16 protein-coding genes and 1 pseudogene are annotated in these 20,760 nt (G+C 61.0%); 8 read left to right on the forward strand and 9 right to left on the reverse strand.

Annotated features, from left to right (window positions below):
* Window positions 1-31: 31 nt before the first annotated feature.
* From NBG89_RS22455 to NBG89_RS22480, 6 genes are all read right to left on the reverse strand, one after another.
* Window positions 32-1,057: a branched-chain amino acid ABC transporter permease gene (locus NBG89_RS22455; RefSeq protein ID WP_431324296.1), complete on the reverse strand. Its 1,026-nt coding sequence runs from the start codon at window positions 1,055-1,057 to the stop codon at window positions 32-34.
* A complete protein-coding gene (locus NBG89_RS22460) occupies window positions 1,054-1,968 on the reverse strand; it encodes a branched-chain amino acid ABC transporter permease (RefSeq protein ID WP_431324297.1) in 915 nt (304 codons plus the stop codon). Before NBG89_RS22460 ends, NBG89_RS22455 begins: the two co-directional genes overlap by 4 nt.
* Entirely contained in the window at window positions 1,965-2,693 is a 729-nt protein-coding gene (locus tag NBG89_RS22465; RefSeq protein ID WP_431324298.1) for an ABC transporter ATP-binding protein, read from the reverse strand. The genes NBG89_RS22460 and NBG89_RS22465 overlap by 4 nt, the downstream gene beginning before the upstream one ends.
* Window positions 2,690-3,337, reverse strand: a complete 648-nt coding sequence (locus NBG89_RS22470) for an ABC transporter ATP-binding protein (RefSeq protein ID WP_431324519.1) — start codon at window positions 3,335-3,337, stop codon at window positions 2,690-2,692. Before NBG89_RS22470 ends, NBG89_RS22465 begins: the two co-directional genes overlap by 4 nt.
* Window positions 3,338-3,448: 111 nt before the next feature.
* The gene (locus NBG89_RS22475; RefSeq protein ID WP_431324299.1) at window positions 3,449-4,753 is read right to left on the reverse strand and encodes an ABC transporter substrate-binding protein; all 1,305 of its coding nucleotides are present in this window, start codon (window positions 4,751-4,753) and stop codon (window positions 3,449-3,451) included.
* A gap of 60 nt (window positions 4,754-4,813) precedes the next feature.
* Window positions 4,814-6,277: an aldehyde dehydrogenase gene (locus NBG89_RS22480; protein ID WP_431324300.1), complete on the reverse strand. Its 1,464-nt coding sequence runs from the start codon at window positions 6,275-6,277 to the stop codon at window positions 4,814-4,816.
* A gap of 241 nt (window positions 6,278-6,518) precedes the next feature.
* On the opposite strand from NBG89_RS22480, the gene NBG89_RS22485 reads away from it, so the two are divergent.
* Window positions 6,519-7,418: an AraC family transcriptional regulator gene (locus NBG89_RS22485; RefSeq protein WP_431324301.1), complete on the forward strand. Its 900-nt coding sequence runs from the start codon at window positions 6,519-6,521 to the stop codon at window positions 7,416-7,418.
* Between the two features lie 296 nt (window positions 7,419-7,714).
* Here NBG89_RS22485 and NBG89_RS22490 read toward each other — a convergent pair whose 3' ends face one another.
* The gene (locus NBG89_RS22490; protein WP_431324520.1) at window positions 7,715-8,200 is read right to left on the reverse strand and encodes a MarR family winged helix-turn-helix transcriptional regulator; all 486 of its coding nucleotides are present in this window, start codon (window positions 8,198-8,200) and stop codon (window positions 7,715-7,717) included.
* 200 nt (window positions 8,201-8,400) lie between these two features.
* Between NBG89_RS22490 and NBG89_RS22495 the strand changes: the two genes are divergently transcribed.
* The 7 genes from NBG89_RS22495 (at window position 8,401) to NBG89_RS22525 (ending at window position 16,804) form a co-directional block, all read left to right on the forward strand.
* On the forward strand, window positions 8,401-9,984 hold the full coding sequence (locus tag NBG89_RS22495; protein WP_431324302.1) for an AMP-binding protein: 1,584 nt from the start codon (window positions 8,401-8,403) through the stop codon (window positions 9,982-9,984).
* A gap of 44 nt (window positions 9,985-10,028) precedes the next feature.
* Window positions 10,029-10,847 (forward strand): p-hydroxycinnamoyl CoA hydratase/lyase, encoded by an 819-nt coding sequence (locus NBG89_RS22500; protein WP_431324303.1) that lies wholly within the window; start codon window positions 10,029-10,031, stop codon window positions 10,845-10,847.
* Between the two features lie 55 nt (window positions 10,848-10,902).
* Window positions 10,903-12,009, forward strand: a complete 1,107-nt coding sequence (locus NBG89_RS22505; RefSeq protein ID WP_431324304.1) for an NAD(P)-dependent alcohol dehydrogenase — start codon at window positions 10,903-10,905, stop codon at window positions 12,007-12,009.
* A gap of 21 nt (window positions 12,010-12,030) precedes the next feature.
* Window positions 12,031-13,470 carry a coniferyl aldehyde dehydrogenase gene (locus NBG89_RS22510; protein WP_431324305.1) on the forward strand — a complete coding sequence of 480 codons (1,440 nt, stop codon included), beginning with the start codon at window positions 12,031-12,033 and terminating at the stop codon, window positions 13,468-13,470.
* Window positions 13,471-14,376: 906 nt separating this feature from the next.
* Window positions 14,377-14,994 carry a hypothetical protein gene (locus tag NBG89_RS22515; RefSeq protein WP_431324306.1) on the forward strand — a complete coding sequence of 206 codons (618 nt, stop codon included), beginning with the start codon at window positions 14,377-14,379 and terminating at the stop codon, window positions 14,992-14,994.
* A gap of 347 nt (window positions 14,995-15,341) precedes the next feature.
* Window positions 15,342-15,794, forward strand: a complete 453-nt coding sequence (locus NBG89_RS22520) for a HipA domain-containing protein (RefSeq protein WP_431324307.1) — start codon at window positions 15,342-15,344, stop codon at window positions 15,792-15,794.
* Window positions 15,770-16,804 carry a helix-turn-helix domain-containing protein gene (locus NBG89_RS22525; RefSeq protein WP_431324308.1) on the forward strand — a complete coding sequence of 345 codons (1,035 nt, stop codon included), beginning with the start codon at window positions 15,770-15,772 and terminating at the stop codon, window positions 16,802-16,804. The genes NBG89_RS22520 and NBG89_RS22525 overlap by 25 nt, the downstream gene beginning before the upstream one ends.
* 56 nt (window positions 16,805-16,860) lie before the next feature.
* On the opposite strand, the pseudogene NBG89_RS22530 reads toward NBG89_RS22525, so the two are convergent.
* Both NBG89_RS22530 and NBG89_RS22535 read right to left on the reverse strand, forming a co-directional pair.
* A pseudogene (locus NBG89_RS22530) lies at window positions 16,861-17,128 on the reverse strand (DUF3363 domain-containing protein); the annotation flags it as partial.
* 270 nt (window positions 17,129-17,398) lie between these two features.
* Entirely contained in the window at window positions 17,399-20,278 is a 2,880-nt protein-coding gene (locus NBG89_RS22535) for an ATP-binding protein (RefSeq protein ID WP_431324309.1), read from the reverse strand.
* Window positions 20,279-20,760: the final 482 nt, after the last annotated feature.

Here is a 20,760-nt window from a genome sequence, read left to right on the forward strand (position 1 = left end):
CCTTTCACAAGAAACCAGGAAGCAAGCCGGTTCATTCTTCCCATTTGATTTTATTCGGGCCGGGCAATTTCAGCCGGTAGCCGACGGGCAGAAGCTGAAAGTCGTAGCGACGTTCGACTTCGCCCCAGAGGCCGCGCGGCAGGTAGAGCGAGAAAATCAGCGCGGTAGCGCCAAGCCCGATCAGATACCAGACCCCGGCTGAGCCGAAGAAAGTCTCGATGACGAAGAACAGGATGGCGCCGAGGATCGCGCCTTCGAACTTGCCGATCCCGCCGACCAGCACCATGAAGATCATGTAGGCCGTCCACTGGACGCTGAAATAGGTCTTCGGCTGGAACGTCGTGGCGGTCGCCAGCCACAGGCCGCCGGCGATGGCAATGCCGAAGGCGGCGAGTACGAAGAGCAGCCTCTTGGTCGCGATCACGCGCACTCCGACCGAGGTCGCTGCCTCTTCATTGTCGCGGATCGCCTGCATCGCCGTTCCTGCGCGGCTGCGCATCAGCATGAAGAGAGCGCCGAGCAGGGCCACCATGGACGCCAGGGCCAGCCAGTAGATCGTCGCCCGCCGCGTAGCGCTGTCATAGACGTTGAGCGAGATCAGCGAGGTTCCCGTTTCCCCTTGGATGAGGCGGTCGAGGTTGACGAGCAGATGTGCGAGTTCGGCCACGACCCACATGCCGATTGCGAACTCGCCGCCCTTCAGACGCAGCATGAACAGCGAGAGCGGAATCGACAATGCGCCGGTCACGATCGCTGCCGCAAGGACGGAGACGAAGGGATCGAGCCCACCATCGGCGAGGCGAATGGTGAAATAGGCGCCGAGGCCGAAGAACACCTGCTGGCCCACCGAGACGAGCCCGCCGAACCCGGCAAGTGCATTCCACATCGCGGCAAGGATCACGTAGATGAACAGGGCGGTCATCCGGTCGATCGCGCCAGCGCCGAGCACGGCTGGGGCGAAGATCAGCAGGGCAAGCACCGCCGCCATGGAGGCGAGCGCCACCCGCGACGATTTCGTCCAGCGTTCTATGGATATTCCATTGGAGACGAATGTCATGTCGGGCTCCGGAGACGGGCGCGAAATTTGAGAGATGCGCCAAGTTTGTCGAGAACCGGCATGCCGAATCCGGACAGCCGAGCGAAGAGCACCAGCAGGAACACGGCATGGCCGCCGATCAGGAAGCCCTGCGGATGCAATTGCGCGCCGAGCGATTGGGCAAGGCCGAGAACGATGCCGCCGGCAAGTGTGCCCCACAGCGAGCCCGCTCCGCCGATGACCGCGGTCTCGAAGGCAAAGAGAAGCTGCGGGCCGCCGGCATAGGGGCTGAAGGTCGCCCGCATCCCGAGAAACGCGCCGGCGATTCCGATCGTGACCATGGTGATGGCGGTGGCGACGGCGTTCACCCTGCGCGCATCGATGCCGACGAGCCCTGCCGTATCGGGATCTTCGGCCGTGGCGCGGATGGCGCGGCCCAGCGCAAAACGGTTGAGGAAAAACTGCAGCGCGCCGAGAATGACGACCGCGGTCACCATCATCAGGACGGCAAGCTTGCCGACGAAGATGTGGCCCGGCAGTTGCCAGGATGCATAGGACAGGTTGCCGATGAAGGGTGCCAGCGATCTTGTGTCGGCGCCAAACTGTTCGAACAGCAGATTGTCGATGACGATCGACAGACCGAAGGTCGTGAGAATCGGCAGCAGCGTGCCGCCGCGGGCGCTGCGTTCGAGAATGAAGCGCTGCAACAGCCAGCCGATCACCGCCATGACGGGCAGCACGATCAGCAGGCCGGCGAAAGGCGGGACGCCGGCTTTGGCAGCGAGCAGCCACAGCCCGTAGGCGGCGGCGACCGCCAGGCTGCCATGCGCGAGATTGATGATCCGCATGACCGAAAACATGAAGGACAGGCCGCAGGCGATGACGGCGTAGTAGCCGCCGAGCAGGAGGCCCTGGATCAGGGTGTTGATCATGATGCGCTCCTTTCGCCGGCTGCCCGGTGCAATCCGAAATAGGCTTTGGTGACCTCGTCGCGCGTGACGGCCGCTGCCGCCTTGTCGAGGACGATGCGTCCTTCCAGCATGCAGATGACGCGGCTTGCGACACCCATGGCCCGGGCGAGATCCTGTTCGACCAGCACGATAGTCGTTCCCGAGGTCAGCAATGCCTGCAGCTGGGCGTAGACGCGGTCGACGACCAGAGGCGACAGTCCGAGGGAGACTTCGTCCAAGAGAAGAATGTCGGGATTGCTCATCAGCGCCCGGCCGATGGCGGTTGCCTGCTGTTCTCCGCCCGAGAGGTGCCCGGTTTTGGCGTGCCTGCGGGGTTTCAGGTTCGGGAACGCGTCGAGGACGCGATCGAGGCTCCACTCGCCTTTGCGCCCGCAGCTCTTGCCGAGAAGCAGGTTCTCCTCGACGGTCATCTGTGAAAACAGGCGCCGGCCTTCCGGCACCAGGGCGATGCCCTTGGCGATCCGCTTGTGGGAGGGCACGGTGGCCAGATCCTCATCGTTGAGAAGGACGTGGCCGGAGGATGGAAGGTGGGCGCCGGCGATCGATCTGAGCAGCGTCGTCTTGCCGGCGCCGTTCGCGCCGACCAGCGCCAGCACCTCGCCCTTGGCGATATCGAAACTGACCCGGCGCACCGCCTGGAGCAGACCGTGGCGGACGTCGAGGTTCTGGATGGAGAGGAGGCTCATGCGGGTGTCCCTCCGAGATAGGCCTTGACCACCTGCGCATTGCTCATGACCGTTTTCGGTTCGCCATCGGCGATGATCCTGCCGGCATCCATGCAGATCAGCCGTTCCGCCACCTGCAGCAGGATATGAACGATATGCTCGATCCAGACGATGCCGATGCCACGGCGGCGCAACTCCAGGATGGTTTCCACGAGTTCGCTCGCCTCGCCATCGGTCAGGCCGCCGCCGATCTCGTCGAGCAGCAGCAGTCTCGGCTGCGTGGCGAGCGCACGAGCAAGCTCCAGGCGTTTGCGATCGAGGAGACCGAGCGTGTCGGCCGGGCGGTTGGCGACGCCAAGCATGCCGCAGAGCGACAGCGAATCCACGACGCGCTCATAAGCCTCGTCGCGACTTGCGGCATTGCCGTGCGAGGCGGCGACGAAGACATTTTCAAAGGTCGTCATGCCGCTGAAGGGCTTGGGAATCTGATGTGTTCGCACGAGCCCGGAACGGCAGCGCTCCGCCGCCGTCCGGTTGGTGACGTCGGCGCCATCGAAGGTGATAGTGCCCTGACTTGGAGGGAAGGCGCCGGCCAGCACGGAGAGCAGCGTCGTCTTGCCTGCGCCGTTCGGCCCGACGATACCGACCGCCTCGCCATCGCACATGGAAAAATCCAGATTCTCCAGCACCACCAGCGCGCCGAACCGCTTGTGGATCCCCTTGGCCGAGAGAAAAGCTTCCCCCGGCCGTCTTTGAGCTTCCTGCCGCACTGTGCGTTATCCGTTGTAAGCGATAAGCTTGGCGCCGACCGGGACATTGGGGTCGGTGGCGTTTTCGGTAACGACGTAGTCGAGAGCGAACTTCGAGCCCTCCGGCGCTTTCACCCATTGCGTGCCGATGATCGGCCCGGGAGACACATTGGCAACGGGACCGCTGGTGAAGTCGACTTTGCCGGCGATCGTCGTGGTCTTTAGCATGGCTAGCGCCTTGGCCACCGCCTCCTTGCTCTTGACGTCGGTGCTCGCCTTCAGCGCATCGAAACCGGCGTCGAGAAGAGCGAGCGTAGCGCCGAGCTGCTGCGTCCACTGCTTGCCGCTTGCGGCTTCATAGCCATCGGCGAGTTCGGTTCCGGACACGCCCGTCAGCGTGGATTTGTAAGGGAAGGCCTTGTGCCAGTATGCGGCGCTGCCGATGTTGAGGCCGAGATCGCCGAGCGCTTCGATGTCTGATGGAAAGAGACCCGTCTTGGCGACCTGGCAGATCTTGATCTGCTGGGTGAGGCCCTGCTGCGCCGCCTGACGCCAGAAGGCCGCGAAGTCGGGCGGTATGGGGAACGAGTTGAAGATCTCCACGCCCTCTTGCCGGAAGAGAGCGATCTGCGCCGAAAAGTCGGTGGTTCCGGTTTCATAGGCGCCGGGATCGACAATGATGAAGCCCGCCTTGGCGAGCGCAGGCGCCAAATGGCCGCGGATCGCATTGCCGTCGGCATCGTTGGGATACATGACGCCGACCTTCTTGTTGGTCTCGATCAGATTCCACTGCGAGACATAGGCCTTGTGGAATTCCTCGACGCCGAAGCCGAAATGATAGGTCCACTTGAACGGCGAGGGCGCTCCGGGCTTGGCGCTGCGGCCGAAATACCACGCTTCCCAGGGCATGACTGTCGACAGGCAGGGAATGCCCGCTGCCTCGCAGGCGTCGGCCACCGGATTGATCGTTTCGGGCGTCGAGACGGCGAGCATCAGGTCGATTGCCTGGTTGTTGATCAGGTCCTTCGCCAGCTGACCGGCGCGCGAGGGGTCGGATTGGGTGTCCTGGTCGAGAATATCCACCTGCCATGTCTTGCCGCCGATCTGCAGGCCGTTCGCCAGTGCCTTGCGCGCCAGTTCGAGCACATAACCATCCGTCTCGCCGAAGCCACCGAGAGGGCCTGTGCGCGGGCTGATGAAGCCGACCTTCAGCGTATCGCCGCTCTCGGCAAAGGCCGTGCGGCCGGAAAGCGCCAGCGCCGCGCCGCCTGCCACTGTCGATGCAATGAAAGAGCGGCGGGTGAGCGATGCCGCATTGAGTTTTCCGTTCATGAAATCGTTCCTCCTCTTGATGCGGGCCTCCCAGCCCGTTTTTCCTTGTTCGTCCCGGCCTCAGATCGGGTAGTGTCGTTTTCCCGATGCCATGGTGATCCATCGAAGCTCGGTGAATTCATCGATTGCGGTCTTTCCGCCGAAGCGGCCGTAGCCGCTTGATTTGACGCCGCCGAACGGCATTTGCGGTTCGTCGGAAACGGTGGCTTCGTTGATGTGGCAAATGCCGGATTCGAGCCGCATGGCGATGGCCATCGCCGCATTGACATCGGCGCTGAAAACCGCTGCCGAAAGCCCGTATTCGTTGTCGTTGGCAACTGTCACGGCCTCGTCGACGCTGCCGACCCGGATGATCGCTGCCACCGGGCCGAAGCTCTCTTCGCGGTAAACGCGCATGGCAGGCGTGACGTGATCGATGACGGTCGCATCCATCAGCGTGCCGTGTGCCTCGCCGCCGCAGACGAGGACCGCGCCCTTCTGCAGGGCATCGTCGACGAGCGACTTCACGCGGCGCGCCGCTTCGGCGTTGATCAGCGTTCCGAGCGGCGTGTTACCGTCTCCGGGATGGCCTGCGATGAGGGTTTTAGCCTTCGTCCGGAGTTTGCCGACGAAACTGTCGGCGATCTCGTCCATCAGGATGATCCGCTCGGTGGACATGCAGATTTGGCCCTGGTTCATGAAGGCGCCGAAGGCGGCCGCATGCACGGCCTCGTCGATGTCGGCATCGGCAAGCACGATGAATGGCGCTTTGCCCCCGAGTTCGAGCAGGCAGCGCTTGAGATGCTTCGCCGCGGTTTCGGCGATGATTCTGCCAACACGGGTGGAGCCGGTGAAATTAATGCGGCGGACGGCCGGATGGGCGATCAAGGCATCGACGACGGCGGCAGCATCGCTCGGCGCATTGGAGACGACATTGACGACGCCACGGGGAAAACCAGCGTCACGCAGGATGTCGCCGATCAGGCCGTGGGTCTTCGGGCAAAGCTCGGATGCCTTGAGGACGACGGTGTTGCCGCAGGCAAGCGGCATGGCGACAGCGCGGGTGCCGAGAATGATCGGCGCATTCCATGGGGCAATGCCGACGCAGACGCCTGCCGGCTGGCGCACCGCCATGGCAAGGCTTCCCGGAATGCCCGAAGGAATGAGCTCGCCTGAGATTTGCGTGGTCATCGCTGCGGCCTCGCGGAGGATGTCGGCGCCGAGCCCGCAATTGATCGCCGCCCATTGCGTCGTGGCGCCGGTTTCGCCGGTCATGGCGGTGATGAGCTCCGGCCTGCGGGCCTCCAGGAGATCGGCGGCGGCATTCAGAAGTCTGCGCCGTTCGCCTGGGCCGGTCTGCGACCATTCGGGAAAGGCGGCAGCGGCCGCATTGGCTGCCCTGGTCATGTCGGTGACGGATCCCGCCGCGGCAATCGTTGCGACATCGCCGGTCAGCGGATCGAGGCGTTCGAAGGTGGCCCCCTCGGAAGCGTCCATCTCCTCGTTGTTGATCATCAGCTTCGTCAAAAACACGGTTTCACCCAATTCGTCACGTGTTGGTGCCCAAGAACCGGCGCCTGCATCGTTGCCATGGGGAGAAAGACGAACAGACGCGCCGGCCCAAGGGCCGCCTAACCGTTCCTGCGTTGTCGGAATGCCTCCTCCCAAAGGCTGATGACGACAAGGTTACGCCGATCAATTGCGGATGGAATGCGATTTATTGGGTTAATATTGTAATTATCCGGTGATAACAGCACTATTTGACGGGAGCGGAGGAAAGGCGTTGTTGGTGACGGACGGAGGCATTCATCATTATGCCAGGGGCGAGTGGCACGGGCCGTCGCTGTCGCACCGGCGTATCCGCCTTCAAAAGGGGCTCTATGCCGATTTCTACCATTTCCTGCTGCTCGGCGAGGGAGCGGCCGAGCTTCATTTCGATAATGGTGAGGACCGGCCGTTGCATGGGCCGCTGCTTGCCTTCCTGCCGCCGCAGGCGCGCTGCGACCTGTCGATTGCGGCGGGAAGTACTGCCCATCTGGTCGGCGCCTCGGCGCAGATCATGGTCGATGCGATCGGCGACAAGGTGGAATCCTATTCGCTGCGCATCTTCACCGAGCAGCGCAAGCTGGTCGAGGCACGGGACCCCTTGCTGGTGGCTGAAATCAGCCCGCTGATTTCGGGCTTCGTGCGGGAGCTCGGCGATCCCTCCCGGGCCTCCTGGATGGTGGTATCGGCCTATCTCAGGCTGATCCTGATGACGCTGTGGCGCGGCAGCGACGGCGAAAGAAGCGAACAACGCGGACGGGGCGAAACCGGATCGATCCTGCAGCGTTATCGCCAGCTGGTCGAGGCGGGCTTTCGCCAGCACCGGCCGATCAGCGACTATGCCGCGGAACTGGGCGTCACCGCCGACCGGCTTCACTCGATCTGCCAAAGGGCGCTCGGCCGCTCGCCGATCCAGCTTTTGCACGAGCGCGTGGTGCAGGAGGCAAAGCTGAGACTGGAGCGCTCGGCCCGCAATATCCAGGAAATCTCCGACAGCCTCGGCTTTCGCGACCCGACCTATTTCAGCCACTTCTTCAAGCGCAAGACCGGCCTTTCCCCGACCGGCTACCGCGAGATCGCCCGCGCTTCGGCCGGCTCGGAAAACAGCATGCTCTCCTCGGGTTATGCGGACTGGCCTTAGGTTTGAGCGCATCGGATCGCCGGACGTTGCCAAGCCTCCAACATCTACGGGCGCGGAGCTCCGGTCAGAGGGATGCAAGTCCGTCAACCTCAAACATCAGCTTGGCACGTCGTATGCGTTTTTAGATCTGCCGCACGGTGACAAAGACAGCTCGATTTCGCTCATCAGAAAAGTCTCCGCCCGCATAACCCATGGCGGACGACGCCAGGAGCGGGATGAAAGCATGGGAATTTCCAATAGAAATCCGATAGGCCCGGGTGCTGCCCAGGCACAACCGGCGAAGTCGAAAGCGGGTTTCAGTTGCGCTTATATATCCGCTTCAGCGCAGCCAGCAGAACATCCATTTCGTCGTGCGAAAAAAGGTCGATGAAACGCTGTTCGTGTGCATCGATCCGCTTGCGCGCCTGCGCAAGCATGGCGCGTCCCGCCATCGTCAGATGCAGTTCCTGGCGGCGCCGGTCCGCCGTGGAAGGGCGGCGCTCGACGAAGTCGCGGGCTGCCAGCCGGTTGACAAGGGCCATCATCGTCGCTCGGTCGGTGCCGAGCGTATTGGCCAGGTCGATCTGCGATGCGCCTGCATTGACTGCAAGGAGCTCCATCACCGCGAGCTGTTTCTGCGTCAGCGCCAGCTCCTCCATGGTTTCAGCGAAGTCGCGATAGATCGCGACATGCGCCATACGCAGATGAAAGCCCAGAAGATCGCCAAGCCGGCCGACGTCGAGTGACGGCGTCGCCGCAGCATCCTCGCTCTCGAAATCATCCTGCGGTGGTTTTGCAGCCATCATTCGCTCTCGCCTGATCCAGGGGCCATAACCATCAAAATCAGCAGGTTAGTCAATATCCGCGCAACAATTTCCCCGGAGTCTGCCGGAGCGATTGGGATTTGGGCAAGCAGCCTCTTGCATCCTGCCCAAAAAATATTAGTATGTGTTACATACAAATTTTGCCGGCCGCGGAGGAGCGGCAGGCATGGGAGGAAAAAATGGCGCATTCCTTTTCCGCAAGGTCTTCGTCGGCCGACTGCGGACTGGTGGCGAACGATCCGATCCTTTATCGCGCCCATGTGGCGCCGGATCGTCAGGCCCTGTTCGAAATCGCCACCGGCCGTCAGCTTAGCTATGCTGAGCTCGATATGCGGATTGCCCGCTGCGGCGGTTTCCTGAAGGATATGCTCGGAGCGCGGCGGCACGGGGCGCGGGTCGCCATGCTGGCGCGCAACTCGATCGATTCGATCGTGCTGGCTTTTGCCTGCCAGCGCATCGGCGCCGTTTATGTGCCGCTCAACTGGCGTCTCAGCACCGCCGAACTACGACCGATCCTTGCCGATTGCGCGCCGGCGCTCGTGGTCCACGACGAGGAGTTTTCGGCTGTTGTGGCGAGCCTTGCAGATGCCGATCCTGACATGGCGGTGATCTCGACTGCAGATGGCCCAGCCGGGCTTGCCACCCGCATCGAGGCGAGCGCCTCGGCCGACCCGGTGTCAGGGGATGCCGATCGGGCGTGCGTCCTTCTCTACACCTCGGGCACGACAGGACAGCCGAAGGGCGTCGTCATCACCGGCCGCAATGCTTTCTTTGCCGCCGTCAATTTTTCCTTCGTCGGAGAGATCGGGCCGGCATCGGTCGCTTTCTGCGATCTGCCGTTCTTCCACACGATCGGGCTCATTGCCGTGGCGCGAACCACATTGATGCTGGGTGGTACGCTCGTCATCTCCGACCGCTTCACCCCGGCTCGCACGCTGGCAGCCCTTGCCGATCGGAAGCGTGCCGTCACCCATTATTTCGCCGTGCCGCAGATCGCACTCGCCTTGCGCAACGACCCCGATTATAGCGCCGCGGCTCTCTCTGGCCTGCATGCGCTCTTCGTTGGCGGCGCGCCGCTGACGCAGGCGCTGATCGAAAGCTATCTCGACGACGGCGTTGCGCTGGTCAACGGCTACGGCATGAGCGAGGCTGGAACGGTGCTGCATGTGCCGATCGATCGGCGCGCGGTGCAGGACAATCCCGGCAGTGTCGGTCTTCCCGCACCATTGCTCGACATCCGCATTGTCGGCGAGGGTGGCCGCGACGTCAGCGGCGGCGAGATCGGCGAAATCTGGCTGCGTGGACCGGCAGTGACGCCAGGCTATTGGAACAAGCCTGTAGAAACCGCCGCCGCCTTCACCGACGGCTGGTACCGTACCGGCGATCTCGGTCGCCGCGAAGCAAACGGCTTCTATCGCATCATCGACCGACTGAAGGATATGTATATCAGCGGCGGTGAGAATGTTTATCCTGCCGAGGTCGAAGTCGTACTCGCAAGCCATCCCGATATCCTCGATACCGCGGTCGTCGGCATTCCTGACATAAGGTGGGGCGAATGCGGCGTCGCCTATGTCGTGCTGCGGCCGGGTGCCGTGGTGACGGGCGAGGAGATCGCCGGCCATTGCGCGGCACGACTGGCCGCCTTCAAGCGTCCGGCGCGCATCTTCTTCGTCGAAACCATTCCCCGCACCGCCTCCGGCAAGGTGCAGAAACATGTTCTGCGCCAGTTGCATTTTGACGAAACCCTTCAACGACAGGCCTGATGAAGTGGCCCCGGCTTTCATGCCGAAACCAATGGAGTGATCTGATGACTGAAAACCAATCGCCGGTTCTGGTCGAATTCGACAATGGCATCGCCTTCGTGATCCTCAACCGTCCGGAAAAGCGCAATGCGATGAATCCGGCCTTGAATGCCCGGATGCTCGAGGTGCTCGACGAGCTCGAGGGTGACGAGCGTTGCGGTGTGCTCGTCCTGCGCGGCGCCGGCGAGTCCTGGTCCGCCGGAATGGATCTCAAGGAATATTTCCGCGACAATGACGATAAGCCGCGCGATGCCACGCTGAAGGCGCGGCGCCAATCCGGCGGCTGGTGGAGCCGGCTGATGTATTTCGAAAAGCCGACGATCGCCATGGTCAACGGCTGGTGCTTTGGCGGCGCCTTCACGCCGCTCGTCTCCTGCGATCTCGCCATCGCCGCCGAAGAGGCGAATTTCGGGCTTTCCGAGATCAACTGGGGCATCTTGCCAGGTGGCAACGTCACCCGTGCGGTCGCCGAGGTGATGCGCCATCGCGACGCCCTCTACTACATCATGACTGGCGAACTCTTCGGGGGACGCAAGGCTGCCGAAATGGGCTTGGTCAACGAGGCCGTACCGCTCGCCGAGCTCGAAACCCGCGTGCGCAAGATCTGCGCCAGCCTGCTTGAAAAAAATCCGGTGACGCTGAAGGCCGCCAAGGACACCTACAAGCGTGTGCGCAACCTGCCGTGGGATCTCGCCGACGATTACATCTACGCCAAGCTGGAGCAGATGCTGTTTCTCGACAAGACCAGGGGGCGCGACGAGGGGCTGAAGCAGTTCCTCGACGACAAGACCTATCAGCCGGGGCTCGGCGCCTACAAGCGCTGAGAACAGATCCGGGTGCCGGTCATCTACGACCCGATCATTGGGAGGGAGGAAAGCAATGAAGATCCACGCCGCGGTGGCGCGTGCGCCCCATACGCCGTTTTCACTGGAAAGGCTCGATCTGGAGGAGCCGCGCGAGGGGGAGATCCTGGTTCGCGTCGTAGCGACCGGCGTTTGCCACACCGATATTGTCATGCGTGACCAACACCTGCCGGTGCCGCAGCCGGTCGTGCTCGGTCATGAAGGCGCCGGCATCGTCGAACGCGTCGGGCCGGGCGTCGCCAAGGTGGCGCCGGGCGATCACGTGGTGATGACCTTCAACTCTTGCGGTCGTTGCCCGAGCTGCAACGATCACGAGGAGACCTATTGCCACGAATTCTTCCCGCGCAATTTCTTCGGTGCGCGCGCCGATGGTTCGAGCGGGCTCTCATGCGAGGGAGAGCGGGTTCATGGCAATATTTTCGGACAATCCTCCTTTGCGAGCCATGCGCTGTGCCATGAGCGCAATATCGTGAAAGTGCCTGATGATGCGGATCTGGCGCTGCTCGGGCCACTCGCCTGCGGTATCCAGACCGGCGCCGGCGCTGTGATGAATGCGCTGAAGGTTGAACCGGGAAAGGTGCTCGCGGTCTTCGGCATGGGTTCGGTCGGCCTGGCCGCCGTGATGGCGGCGCGAATTGTCGGCGCTTCCAGGATCATCGCCGTCGATGTCAACGAGACACGGTTGGCGCTTGCGGCCGAACTCGGCGCGACCGATATCGTCGACGGCAAGGCAAGCGATGCCGTCGCCGCGATCATGGCGCTGACCGGCGCCGGCGTCGATTATGCGATTGATGCCTCGGGTGTGCCCGCCGTCATCGACCAGTGTGTGCGGGTGCTGGCGCCCCGCGGCACCTGCGGCATCGTCGGGGCCTCGCCGCATGGTGCGACGCTGACGCTCGACCTCACCCATATCCTGTCCGGCGGACGCCGGGTGCGCGGCATCGTCGAGGGCGATTCCAATCCCGACGTGCTGATCCCGCTATTGATCGATCTCCATCGGCAGGGGCGCTTCCCGTTCGACAGGCTCGTCCGCTTCTACGATTTCGCCGACATCAACCGGGCGGTGGAGGACTCCGAAAGTGGCATCGTGCTGAAACCGATCGTGCGCCAGCCCGGCGCCTGACATCGTTCGAGGGAGGAACCAATGAACACCGTCACCCCAATCGCCACCGATACCAGTGCTGACGTCATGAAGGAGCTGCTTGCCCGGCAAAGGGCGTCTTTCCTCAAGGAGGGGCCGCCTGATATCGAGACCCGCACCGATCGTATCGACCGCGTCATCGCCCTTCTCGTCGATCATAAGGACGCGATTGCGGCGGCTCTGTCGGACGATTTCGGCAGCCGCAGCGTCGAAGCGAGCCTGCTTCTCGACGTCTTTACCTGCATCGGTTCGCTCAAATATGCCAAGGCCCATCTGGCCGAATGGCTGAAGCCGGAAGAGCACGAGGCACTGTTTCCGGATGCTGTCGCCAAAGTCGTCTATCAGCCGAAGGGGGTGGTCGGCATCCTGAGCCCCTGGAATTTTCCGTACCAGCTCGCCCTTGCGCCGCTTGCCGGCATTCTCGCCGCCGGCAACCGCGCGATGATCAAACCGTCGGAGGTGACGCCGGCTTCATCAGCCTTGATGGCCGAACTCGTCGCCCGCTCCTTCGACGAAACGGAGATCGCCGTCGTGCAGGGCGGACCGGCGACGGGCACGGCCTTTACATCGCTTGCCTTCGACCATCTGATCTTCACCGGCGGCACGGCGGTTGCCCATCATGTCATGCGGGCTGCGGCGGAAAACCTGACGCCGCTGACGCTCGAACTCGGCGGCAAGTCGCCCGTCATCGTTGGTCGCTCGGCCGATCTCGCAGACGCGGCACGCCGCATCATGACCGTCAAGACGCTGAATGCCGGCCAGATCTGCCTGGCGCCTGATCATGTCTACGTGCCCGAGGAAAGCGTCGAAGCCTTTGCCGAACATGCGGTGGCGGCGGTCGGTGCGATGTATCCGTCGCTGAAGGAAAATCCCGACTACACTTCGATCGCCAATGGCCGTCATCATGCCCGTGTGCAGGGCCTGGTCGACGACGCCAGGGCCAAGGGCGCCCGTATCGTCGAGATCAATCCGGCGGGAGAGAATTTCTCGCAGCAATCGGCCCACCGCATGCCGCCGACCCTGATCCTCGATCCCACCGACGATATGCGCGCGCTGCAGGAGGAAATCTTCGGACCGGTGCTGCCGGTTCTTTCCTATCGCGATGTCGCCGATGTTATCGATCGCATCAACGCCCGGCCGCGCCCGCTCGCCCTCTATTACTTCAGCCAGGATGGCGAAGAGGAGCGTCGCGTTCTTGACAATACGACCTCTGGCGGCGTGACCGTCAACGATTGCATGAGCCACGTCACGGCGGAAGGCCTGCCCTTCGGCGGCGTCGGCCATTCCGGCATGGGTGCCTATCACGGCAAGTTCGGCTTCCTCGCCTTCTCACATCCGCGCGCCATCTATCATCAGAGCAGGATGGTGGAGGCGGAATACATGATGCGGCCGCCCTTTGGGGAGGCGCTGCGCGGCTTTCTGGCCGAAGCGATCTGCAAGTAAAGTGTTCCTCATAGAGCTACTCGTGGAGCTAGTCGTCCGATCGCCAGTATGAATGGACGGCTTTCGGTCCAGCTGTGAGCGTCCTTCTTCCTCCCGCAAGCGACCCCGGAATGCGTTCGTCTTCGACCCCAGCTTAGGCGTGCGCATCGAAGGGTTAGGTCGATTGCACATGTAGGAGTGGCTAGTTGTCCGTTTATGGGTTGATATTTTTCAACATACATGGCCGCGACCAAGCCGATGAAGTTTTAAATTATTTCTTGAAATCTCCATTGGAAAAACGAAGCTATACCTCGATTTTAATTTGCCGCCGATCTACAGCCCATACATGGCTTCACTAGTAGTCAGGTTGACGACGACTGGTAATGCCGGACGACGTACGATTTCATGGTTAGGTAGCAAAAACCACCAAATTCGGTCTAAACATCTGAATAAGTGAGTACTTCCGGCCGAATTTTTTCGGTTACCCTGAGCCGCTGTCCGTCTTCCTGTACCTCGCGCGATTGTTGCTCGTTTCCATTTTACTGAGGGTTGCGCAGTACCGATTGATGCGAGCATTTTTAGCGTGCCTCACTCATTGATTTATACGAAGATCTTCGTATATTGAGGACGAGATGGCTTTTAAGGGCGTCAGGTCCCGTCATCAAGGCACTGAAGGATGGTACTTATCTGCATGCGGGTCGTGGGAGCATCGAGGACAAGAATGCCTTGATGACTGGCGACATCTCACCGCAGCAACTGATAACAATCATCGACAGGTGTAATGGCACGCATCATGAAAGCTCTGAACACCATGAATTCAAGGGCGTTCAAGTCCGCATCCTCAAACGAGACGGATGGTACATAAAATTCTATTTCGTTGACCCGGATACGGTCTTCATAAGTGTACATCCATCAAGGTAGGCGAATATGAAAATCTGGTATGTTGGAGATAAGAGCAAGGCGCTCTGCGAAAAGTGTCAGAAGCTTGTTGCGACAACTTTCGATTACCACGACGTGCCTTTCGAAAGCGGGATCGGGGTGGCGAAGCAGATCATGGCGGCTACCTGCGACGAGTGTGGAACCGTTGTGGCTATCCCACCGCAGTCGACGCCAGCCATCCGTGTTGCTCGTGAGATTGCTTCAAGACCTTTGGAAGTAATTGTGGCTGCGCCGTTTCTGGATACGTTGGACTTGGCATCCTATCGCATTGATCCTTCTGCTGGCGTACTCCTCCGAAAAAAACTGATCGCCTACTTCGTTCACAGGTCTCTAAATGATGATTCCTTGGTCGAGCGACTTCGCAGAAATGCGGAGGTTCATCGAGCGAAGTGGAAAAGCTGGCACGATGCCCCGACAAAACGTCTTTCCATGAAAGTGACCCCCCGCGTTGGCGACGAGTTTGACGAACTCATCAAGAAAAGCGCGTTGAATAAAACAACGTTGGTCAAATCCATCGTGATGGATATTGGCTCTGAAATCGTTGAACCTGAAGAGCCGCAGATGATGCCAGAACTGCGCCGGATGGCTGCGGCGCTCGCCGCTTGAAAGCGAGCACGTTTACCATCCGATTCTGCTCCGATCGACTCCTGTGAAGATGCCAGGTAAGTACGTGGGTCATGTTCAGGATGATACGCATACAGTTCTGATCTTCCTGCGGCCGTTTTCGGCCGCCGATCCCCTGTGCTTGCCGTCGACTTCTGGAGCCTGAACATGATCCATCAACGCCATCGCTACCCCTGTCCAACCGCACGCTGCGGTGCTGGCCGTCAGTGCCTTGGGCGGAGGCTTGGAAATACGCCCGGCGTTCCTCCGGATCGCGGAAGAGTTGAGCCTTGGCGGACCCCGAAGGCACGCCCAAGGGCCAGCATTTCCTGCTGTCGCCAGAGTGCTGAATGCTGACGGTGCTCGATCTCGCCAAGATGCGGGATGCGACTGCCTACAACTGGTTTAAGCGCCTGCGCTGGCCCGAGACGGAGCGCGAGCCGTATTGCGACGGTCATCTGAAAAATTTTTCATTGCTGGAAACGCCGACGGGCCTCCGTCTGTCGCCAGCTTATGACGTCGTGAATACTGCATTGTACGACGGGTTCGACCAAACGCTGGCGCTCTCATTTGGTGGGAACAAGGTTCATTTGGAAGCTGCCGATCAAGGTTTGTTTCGGTCGTTTGGGAAGACGATCGGATTGCCCGAGGCAGCCGTCAATCAGTCCTTCAAGCAAATGAAGCGGCAAGTCGAAAAGGCCACGTCGATCATTCAACCGCCGGAGGTGGAGCCACCGGATGGCTTCATGCACCGATTCAAAGAGATCGTGGACAACTCATGTTTGAGAATTCTGGAAGCATAGCGCCGCTTTCCTGGCAGCGGATTGTCGAAGAGGCCCTGCGCCGACGCAAAGCCGAGGGTCTCACACAAAAGGGCCACTCGGCCCTTGCCGGCGTCAGTCATCCGACGATGGCTGCCTTCGAACGAGGCGACACGACGCTGACGCTGGCAAAGGCTCTCGATATCCTAAGGGTTGTCGGTCTTGTCGATGAACCTGTGGAAGGCGACGCACAGTCACGATTTGTCCGTCAAGCCCGTGAGCGCTGGCGCCAACTGACGGCGAACCTTCCGCCAGACTCGCCCGCGCGGTTTCCAGACGGCTTCTATCAGATCGACTATTGGCTCGAAGGTGATCTCAAAGCACCGGGCCTCGGCGCCTTCGAACGAACGCTCGAAAAGGCTGTTGTCCGCAAAACGGGATGGCCGCCATTCTGGCTGCCAACACGAGAAGGCATCCGACCTTACGAGATCGACGGCGTAATAGAGTGTTGGCTCGCATCTCAAGGTGACGACGTCGAACGTGGATTTAGCGATCCCGCTCATTGCGATTTCTGGCGCGCCGCACCGACCGGGAACATGTTTCTGGTCCGCGGCTATCAGGAAGATGGTAGCGAGACTTTTCCAGCAGGTAGCATTCTCGATACGACCCTGCCTTTGTGGCGGATGGGCGAAGTCTTGTTGCATGCAGAACGGCTTGCTTCCCTCCTCCGCCGCGAGCCAGACAGTTCCGTTACGATCCACTTTCGCGCCATGTTTACGGGGCTTACAGGTCGCGTGCTTCGCTCATGGGCAAATCCACTGAGCGATATGATCATCGAAGGTCATCCGGCGCGGGCTGACGAAGCCGTGCTTGAGGCATCGTTACCGGCCGATAACGTGGAAGGCCGCTTGGCCGAACTGCTTTTGCCATTGCTGTCATCACTTTACGATAGGTTCGGCATAGCCGGGCTTTCGCAGAGCCGGGTTGATGCCGAGGTGCAGCGATTGCTCAACAGCTCGATCGGCCGAGAGAGGAAAAACTGGCGATCCTAAACGGCGTTATCTCGCCCGTCACTCGAAATAGGCGCCAAGTGAGCCGGCCAGCGATATCACGGCCGCCCCAACTGCCATGATACCGATCCACCATGCAGGGTGCCGCTGACCTCGCGGCCGAGCTGGCGGTCTATGACCGGACCTCACGGGACAAGGGTGAACGCGCGTGCCTGCTCGACCACAGCGAACTTGCCGCTGGATAGCTGAATGGTCCCGGTGAACGACGGTCTCGCCGTCGGCGGTGGCGCGAAACGGCAGGCCCTTGGTCGCAGGCATCTCCGCGCCTGCACGGGCAAGCTCGCGCTCGCGTAGCGTGGCGAGAAGGTACGCCGATAGCCGATGCCACCAATCCCCGATAGAAATGGCGTGCCGTCGGTTCGTGTTCCTTCAACTGCAAAACTTACAGGAGACGGATCGAAGGAACCGGCACGATGCGCTGATTCTAGCAAAGTTGTGGTTTGGCCGAAAAATCCGACAGCCGGCCATAGCGAAACATCAGAATGGCAGCTGACCTGTCATCTTCGTCCTTACCCACTTCATCTCACCTTTAGCCCTCGCATGCAGTTTGAGGGACCGAAGTTGGCGAGATTGGTTTTAGACCCCGTCGCCCTCACCAAGGTGCGCAAGTGAGGCAAGCAGGTCGGCTGCGAGGGCAAGGTCGTGCGTTTCCAACCCTTCAGTGAATTCATTATAAATGGGTTGCAGCATTTTGCGCGCATCATGCGCCCGCAGTCGTACATGCCAGAGCTTTGCGAGATCGCACGCTGATCGCAATTGCCACGACAACGCACCGATCTTCTGGGCCAGCGCGATCGACTCGACAAGGAGCGTCTCCGCCTCATCAGGCCGGACTTCGGCCGCAAGAACGGAGGCCCGGATGCGCAGAAGCTCTGGAACGCACCACTGCTCGTTCTGCGTGTGGGCGCAATCGAGCGCTTCCTGGATGGTGGTGGCGGCGTCGGCCAGGCGGCCGCACTTGGTCAATGCCTCCGCAAAGCCGCCGAGATAGAAGGGGAACCGCGCCAGATGCCTTATGGCACGAAACTCCGCGACAGCTTGCTCGAGCACACGTAGTCCTTCGGCCGCCATGTCCCCTTGAGCACATGCCACTGCTCCGCGACAGAAGGTGGCAACCGGCCGCCAGATCACAATTCCATGCCGTACGATCTGATCGTCAAGCATCGCGGCAAAGCGGCCACATTCTTGATAACGCCTGCTCATGAGGAAGGTTAGGCTGGCCCAGGCGAGTGCATTACTAAGCGAAAGCTCATGCCCGGTCTTTCGCGCTAGCGCGATTGTCACCTCCGCAGTACCCGCTGCCGTGTCGGGGAGACCCATAAGCCACTGTATATGCGACAGGATATTCCCGACGTCGACATTTCTATCGTACAGGAAACGCGCGAACCGCGGGTCGTTGGAGTCTCTCAAATAGTTTCCATAAAAGCGTTCGATGCGTCGGCGGGCGCCTTCAAACCGGCCTATGAATAGGTCGGCTACTGCCAAATGCGTTTCGCCCGCCGACAACGCAGAAGGGTCCGCTGCGGCGGCGACTGAAACGAAGCTTTCAAGCGTCCCGATCCCGGCATCGTGTTGGCCGCCGAACAACTGATATGTACCGATCATCCGTAGGCAACGCAGTTGATGATCGATGTCGCCGATCCGAACGGCAATTTCCAACGCTCGTTGCATAGCGTTGATGGCTAGGGGTATGGCGCCGCGCATGAACATTGTTGCGCCTGCGAACGACACCTGAAGCTGCATCTCGGCGGCGGTTCCGACAAGTCCTGCTGCGTCCAGTTCCTCAAGCGCCCGCGAGACACGAACGCGGCATTCTTCCGTAAGAGAGAAGTGGTTCCAGAGCAGGCACCCCGCGACAGAGAGGCGGGTGTACAGCGATCTGTCGGCGGCCGGCCCGCCGGCCCAGTCGAGCGCCGAGCGCAGGTCGCCGAGGAAGCCTCCATAAGCGCGTGCCCAATCCGGGGCGGGCTGCAGGGCCCACTCGCTTGCTGCCCGTTCCAGAACCGCACAAATATGCTCCGCATGCCGACGCCGGACGACCTCCTCCTCGCCGCTCAATTGCAGTCGTTCGAGACAATATGCGCGCGTCGTCTCGAGGAGGCGATAAGCAAGCTTGTCGGCAACCACATCGACCGAAAACAGAGACTTTGCGACGAGGTTGGCCACATCATCGATCACCCGCACCCGTTCGAAACCCTCACCGGCGACGGCGCAGGCCGAGTCGAGACTGAACGAACCGGCAAGGACCGATAGCCGGCGCACAACCGCGCGTTCGCTCTGCGAGAGAAGATCGTAGCTCCAGTCAATCACCGCCGTCAGTGTGCGATGGCGCTCGGGGCCGGCGCGATGTCCGCTCAGCAGGCGAAATCGATCGTCCAGATGTGCGAGCAAACCGTCCATTCCGAAAGAATCGACGCGCGTCGCCGCGAGTTCGATCGACAACGCAAGACCATCGAGTCGCCGGCAAATCTCCGCGACTGTCAGTGCATTAGCGTCGCTCAGTTCGAACGACTCAAGCCTGTCGGTCGCACGGTTGACGAAGAGTTGAATGGCGGGATACCCGAGCGCTTCGGCAGCTTTCAAGTCAGACGAAGCGGGCGGCGCGTCGAGCCCCGATAGCCTGCGAACGCGTTCGCCTCTCATGCGGAGCGGCTCCCGGCTGGTGGCGAGAATCCTGATGCATGGTGCTTCGGCCAAAATCCGATCCGCACAGAAGGCTGCCGCTTCAATGATGTGCTCGCAGTTGTCGAACACGAGAAGCATTTCGCAATCGCGGAGATAGCTGCCTAAGGCAGCGAGCATATTCGCAGAGTGCGTTGCCAGACCGATTGCCGCCGCGACGGCATAGGGCACGAGTGACGGATCCTTTAACGGCGCCAGATCGATCAGCCAAACCCCGTCTCTAAACACCCCGATCGTCTGCTCGGCGACGGCCAGCGCAACCGTCGTCTTTCCGATGCCACCGGCACCGACAACCGACACCAACCGGGATGAATTCAACTCGCGTCGAATGGCTTCGATCGCATCGGCCCTCCCGAACACGCTCGTTGTCGCGATCGGTAAATTGTGGCTGCGTATTCTTGCTGCCGTCGACGGTGGCGCGAAGCCAAACAATCGATTGACTTCGACTGGCGCAATAAACCGATAGCCCCGCCCCGTAACGGTCACTATGTATTGCGCCGTCCCTACGCCATCGCCGAGGGCTCGCCTCAAGGCAGCCATGTTGACCTTAAGGTTTCCATCATCGACAACGACGTCTGGCCAAACGCGTGTGATCAATTCGCGCTTGTTCACGAGTTCACCTGGGCGCTCGACCAGTATCGTCAGGATGTCCAGAGCGCGGCCTCCTATCCGAACAGGGGCATCGCCTTGCAAGAGCAATTGGCGCTCGGGAACGAGCACGAAGGGCCCAAAGGAAAAGGACCGGGAAAGCCGCTCGGCAAGGTCGCTCGTCACAATCTTTTCCCTCGAAATTCCTTCTTGCCGAACAAAACTTAATAGCGGTCTGCTGACCGGCCCCGAAGCGAAAGGCGGGCAGCAGCCAATTGCGGGGCTGCTTATGAGGCTATTCGACGCGCCCGCTGGAATGCAGGCGCTTACGCTTTCTGCCCGACCGATCCACACGCGAGACACCGGAAACGCGCGAGCCGCTCAACGGATCACGGCGCGCTGCTCAGATGAACCGGATCGAACGAAACCCGGTGCACTCGGACGATCATAAATAAATTCCGAATAATCAATCTACAATAATCGTTCTCGGCCGGTATTGCGACCGGCTCTGGTTCTCCGGCAATCCTACGCCGATTCGGGAACTGATTCAGATAGCAATGACGGCCCAAGCGTTTCGGCCGCGACAATCGGCGAAATATCAGACCGCACCGGCGCCTATTGGAGCGGTACCGGCTGGCGGGGAGGTCTCGTCGTCGACGGTCGCGTGG

It is taken from the genome of Rhizobium sp. YTU87027 (genome assembly GCF_050644135.1).
Taxonomy (GTDB): domain Bacteria; phylum Pseudomonadota; class Alphaproteobacteria; order Rhizobiales; family Rhizobiaceae; genus Rhizobium.

Bases quoted from the DNA above. Each gene is read 5' to 3' on its own strand.
- NBG89_RS22455 (WP_431324296.1), bottom strand. From the start codon at position 1,057: ATGACATTCGTCTCCAATGGAATATCCATAGAACGCTGGACGAAATCG.
- NBG89_RS22505 (WP_431324304.1), top strand. From the start codon at position 10,903: ATGAAGATCCACGCCGCGGTGGCGCGTGCGCCCCATACGCCGTTTTCA.
- NBG89_RS22510 (WP_431324305.1), top strand. From the start codon at position 12,031: ATGAACACCGTCACCCCAATCGCCACCGATACCAGTGCTGACGTCATG.
- NBG89_RS22520 (WP_431324307.1), top strand. From the start codon at position 15,342: ATGCTGACGGTGCTCGATCTCGCCAAGATGCGGGATGCGACTGCCTAC.
- NBG89_RS22465 (WP_431324298.1), bottom strand. From the start codon at position 2,693: ATGAGCCTCCTCTCCATCCAGAACCTCGACGTCCGCCACGGTCTGCTC.
- NBG89_RS22495 (WP_431324302.1), top strand. From the start codon at position 8,401: ATGGCGCATTCCTTTTCCGCAAGGTCTTCGTCGGCCGACTGCGGACTG.
- NBG89_RS22500 (WP_431324303.1), top strand. From the start codon at position 10,029: ATGACTGAAAACCAATCGCCGGTTCTGGTCGAATTCGACAATGGCATC.
- NBG89_RS22470 (WP_431324519.1), bottom strand. From the start codon at position 3,337: ATGTGCGATGGCGAGGCGGTCGGTATCGTCGGGCCGAACGGCGCAGGC.
- NBG89_RS22475 (WP_431324299.1), bottom strand. From the start codon at position 4,753: ATGAACGGAAAACTCAATGCGGCATCGCTCACCCGCCGCTCTTTCATT.
- NBG89_RS22460 (WP_431324297.1), bottom strand. From the start codon at position 1,968: ATGATCAACACCCTGATCCAGGGCCTCCTGCTCGGCGGCTACTACGCC.
- NBG89_RS22490 (WP_431324520.1), bottom strand. From the start codon at position 8,200: ATGGCTGCAAAACCACCGCAGGATGATTTCGAGAGCGAGGATGCTGCG.
- NBG89_RS22515 (WP_431324306.1), top strand. From the start codon at position 14,377: ATGAAAATCTGGTATGTTGGAGATAAGAGCAAGGCGCTCTGCGAAAAG.
- NBG89_RS22525 (WP_431324308.1), top strand. From the start codon at position 15,770: ATGTTTGAGAATTCTGGAAGCATAGCGCCGCTTTCCTGGCAGCGGATT.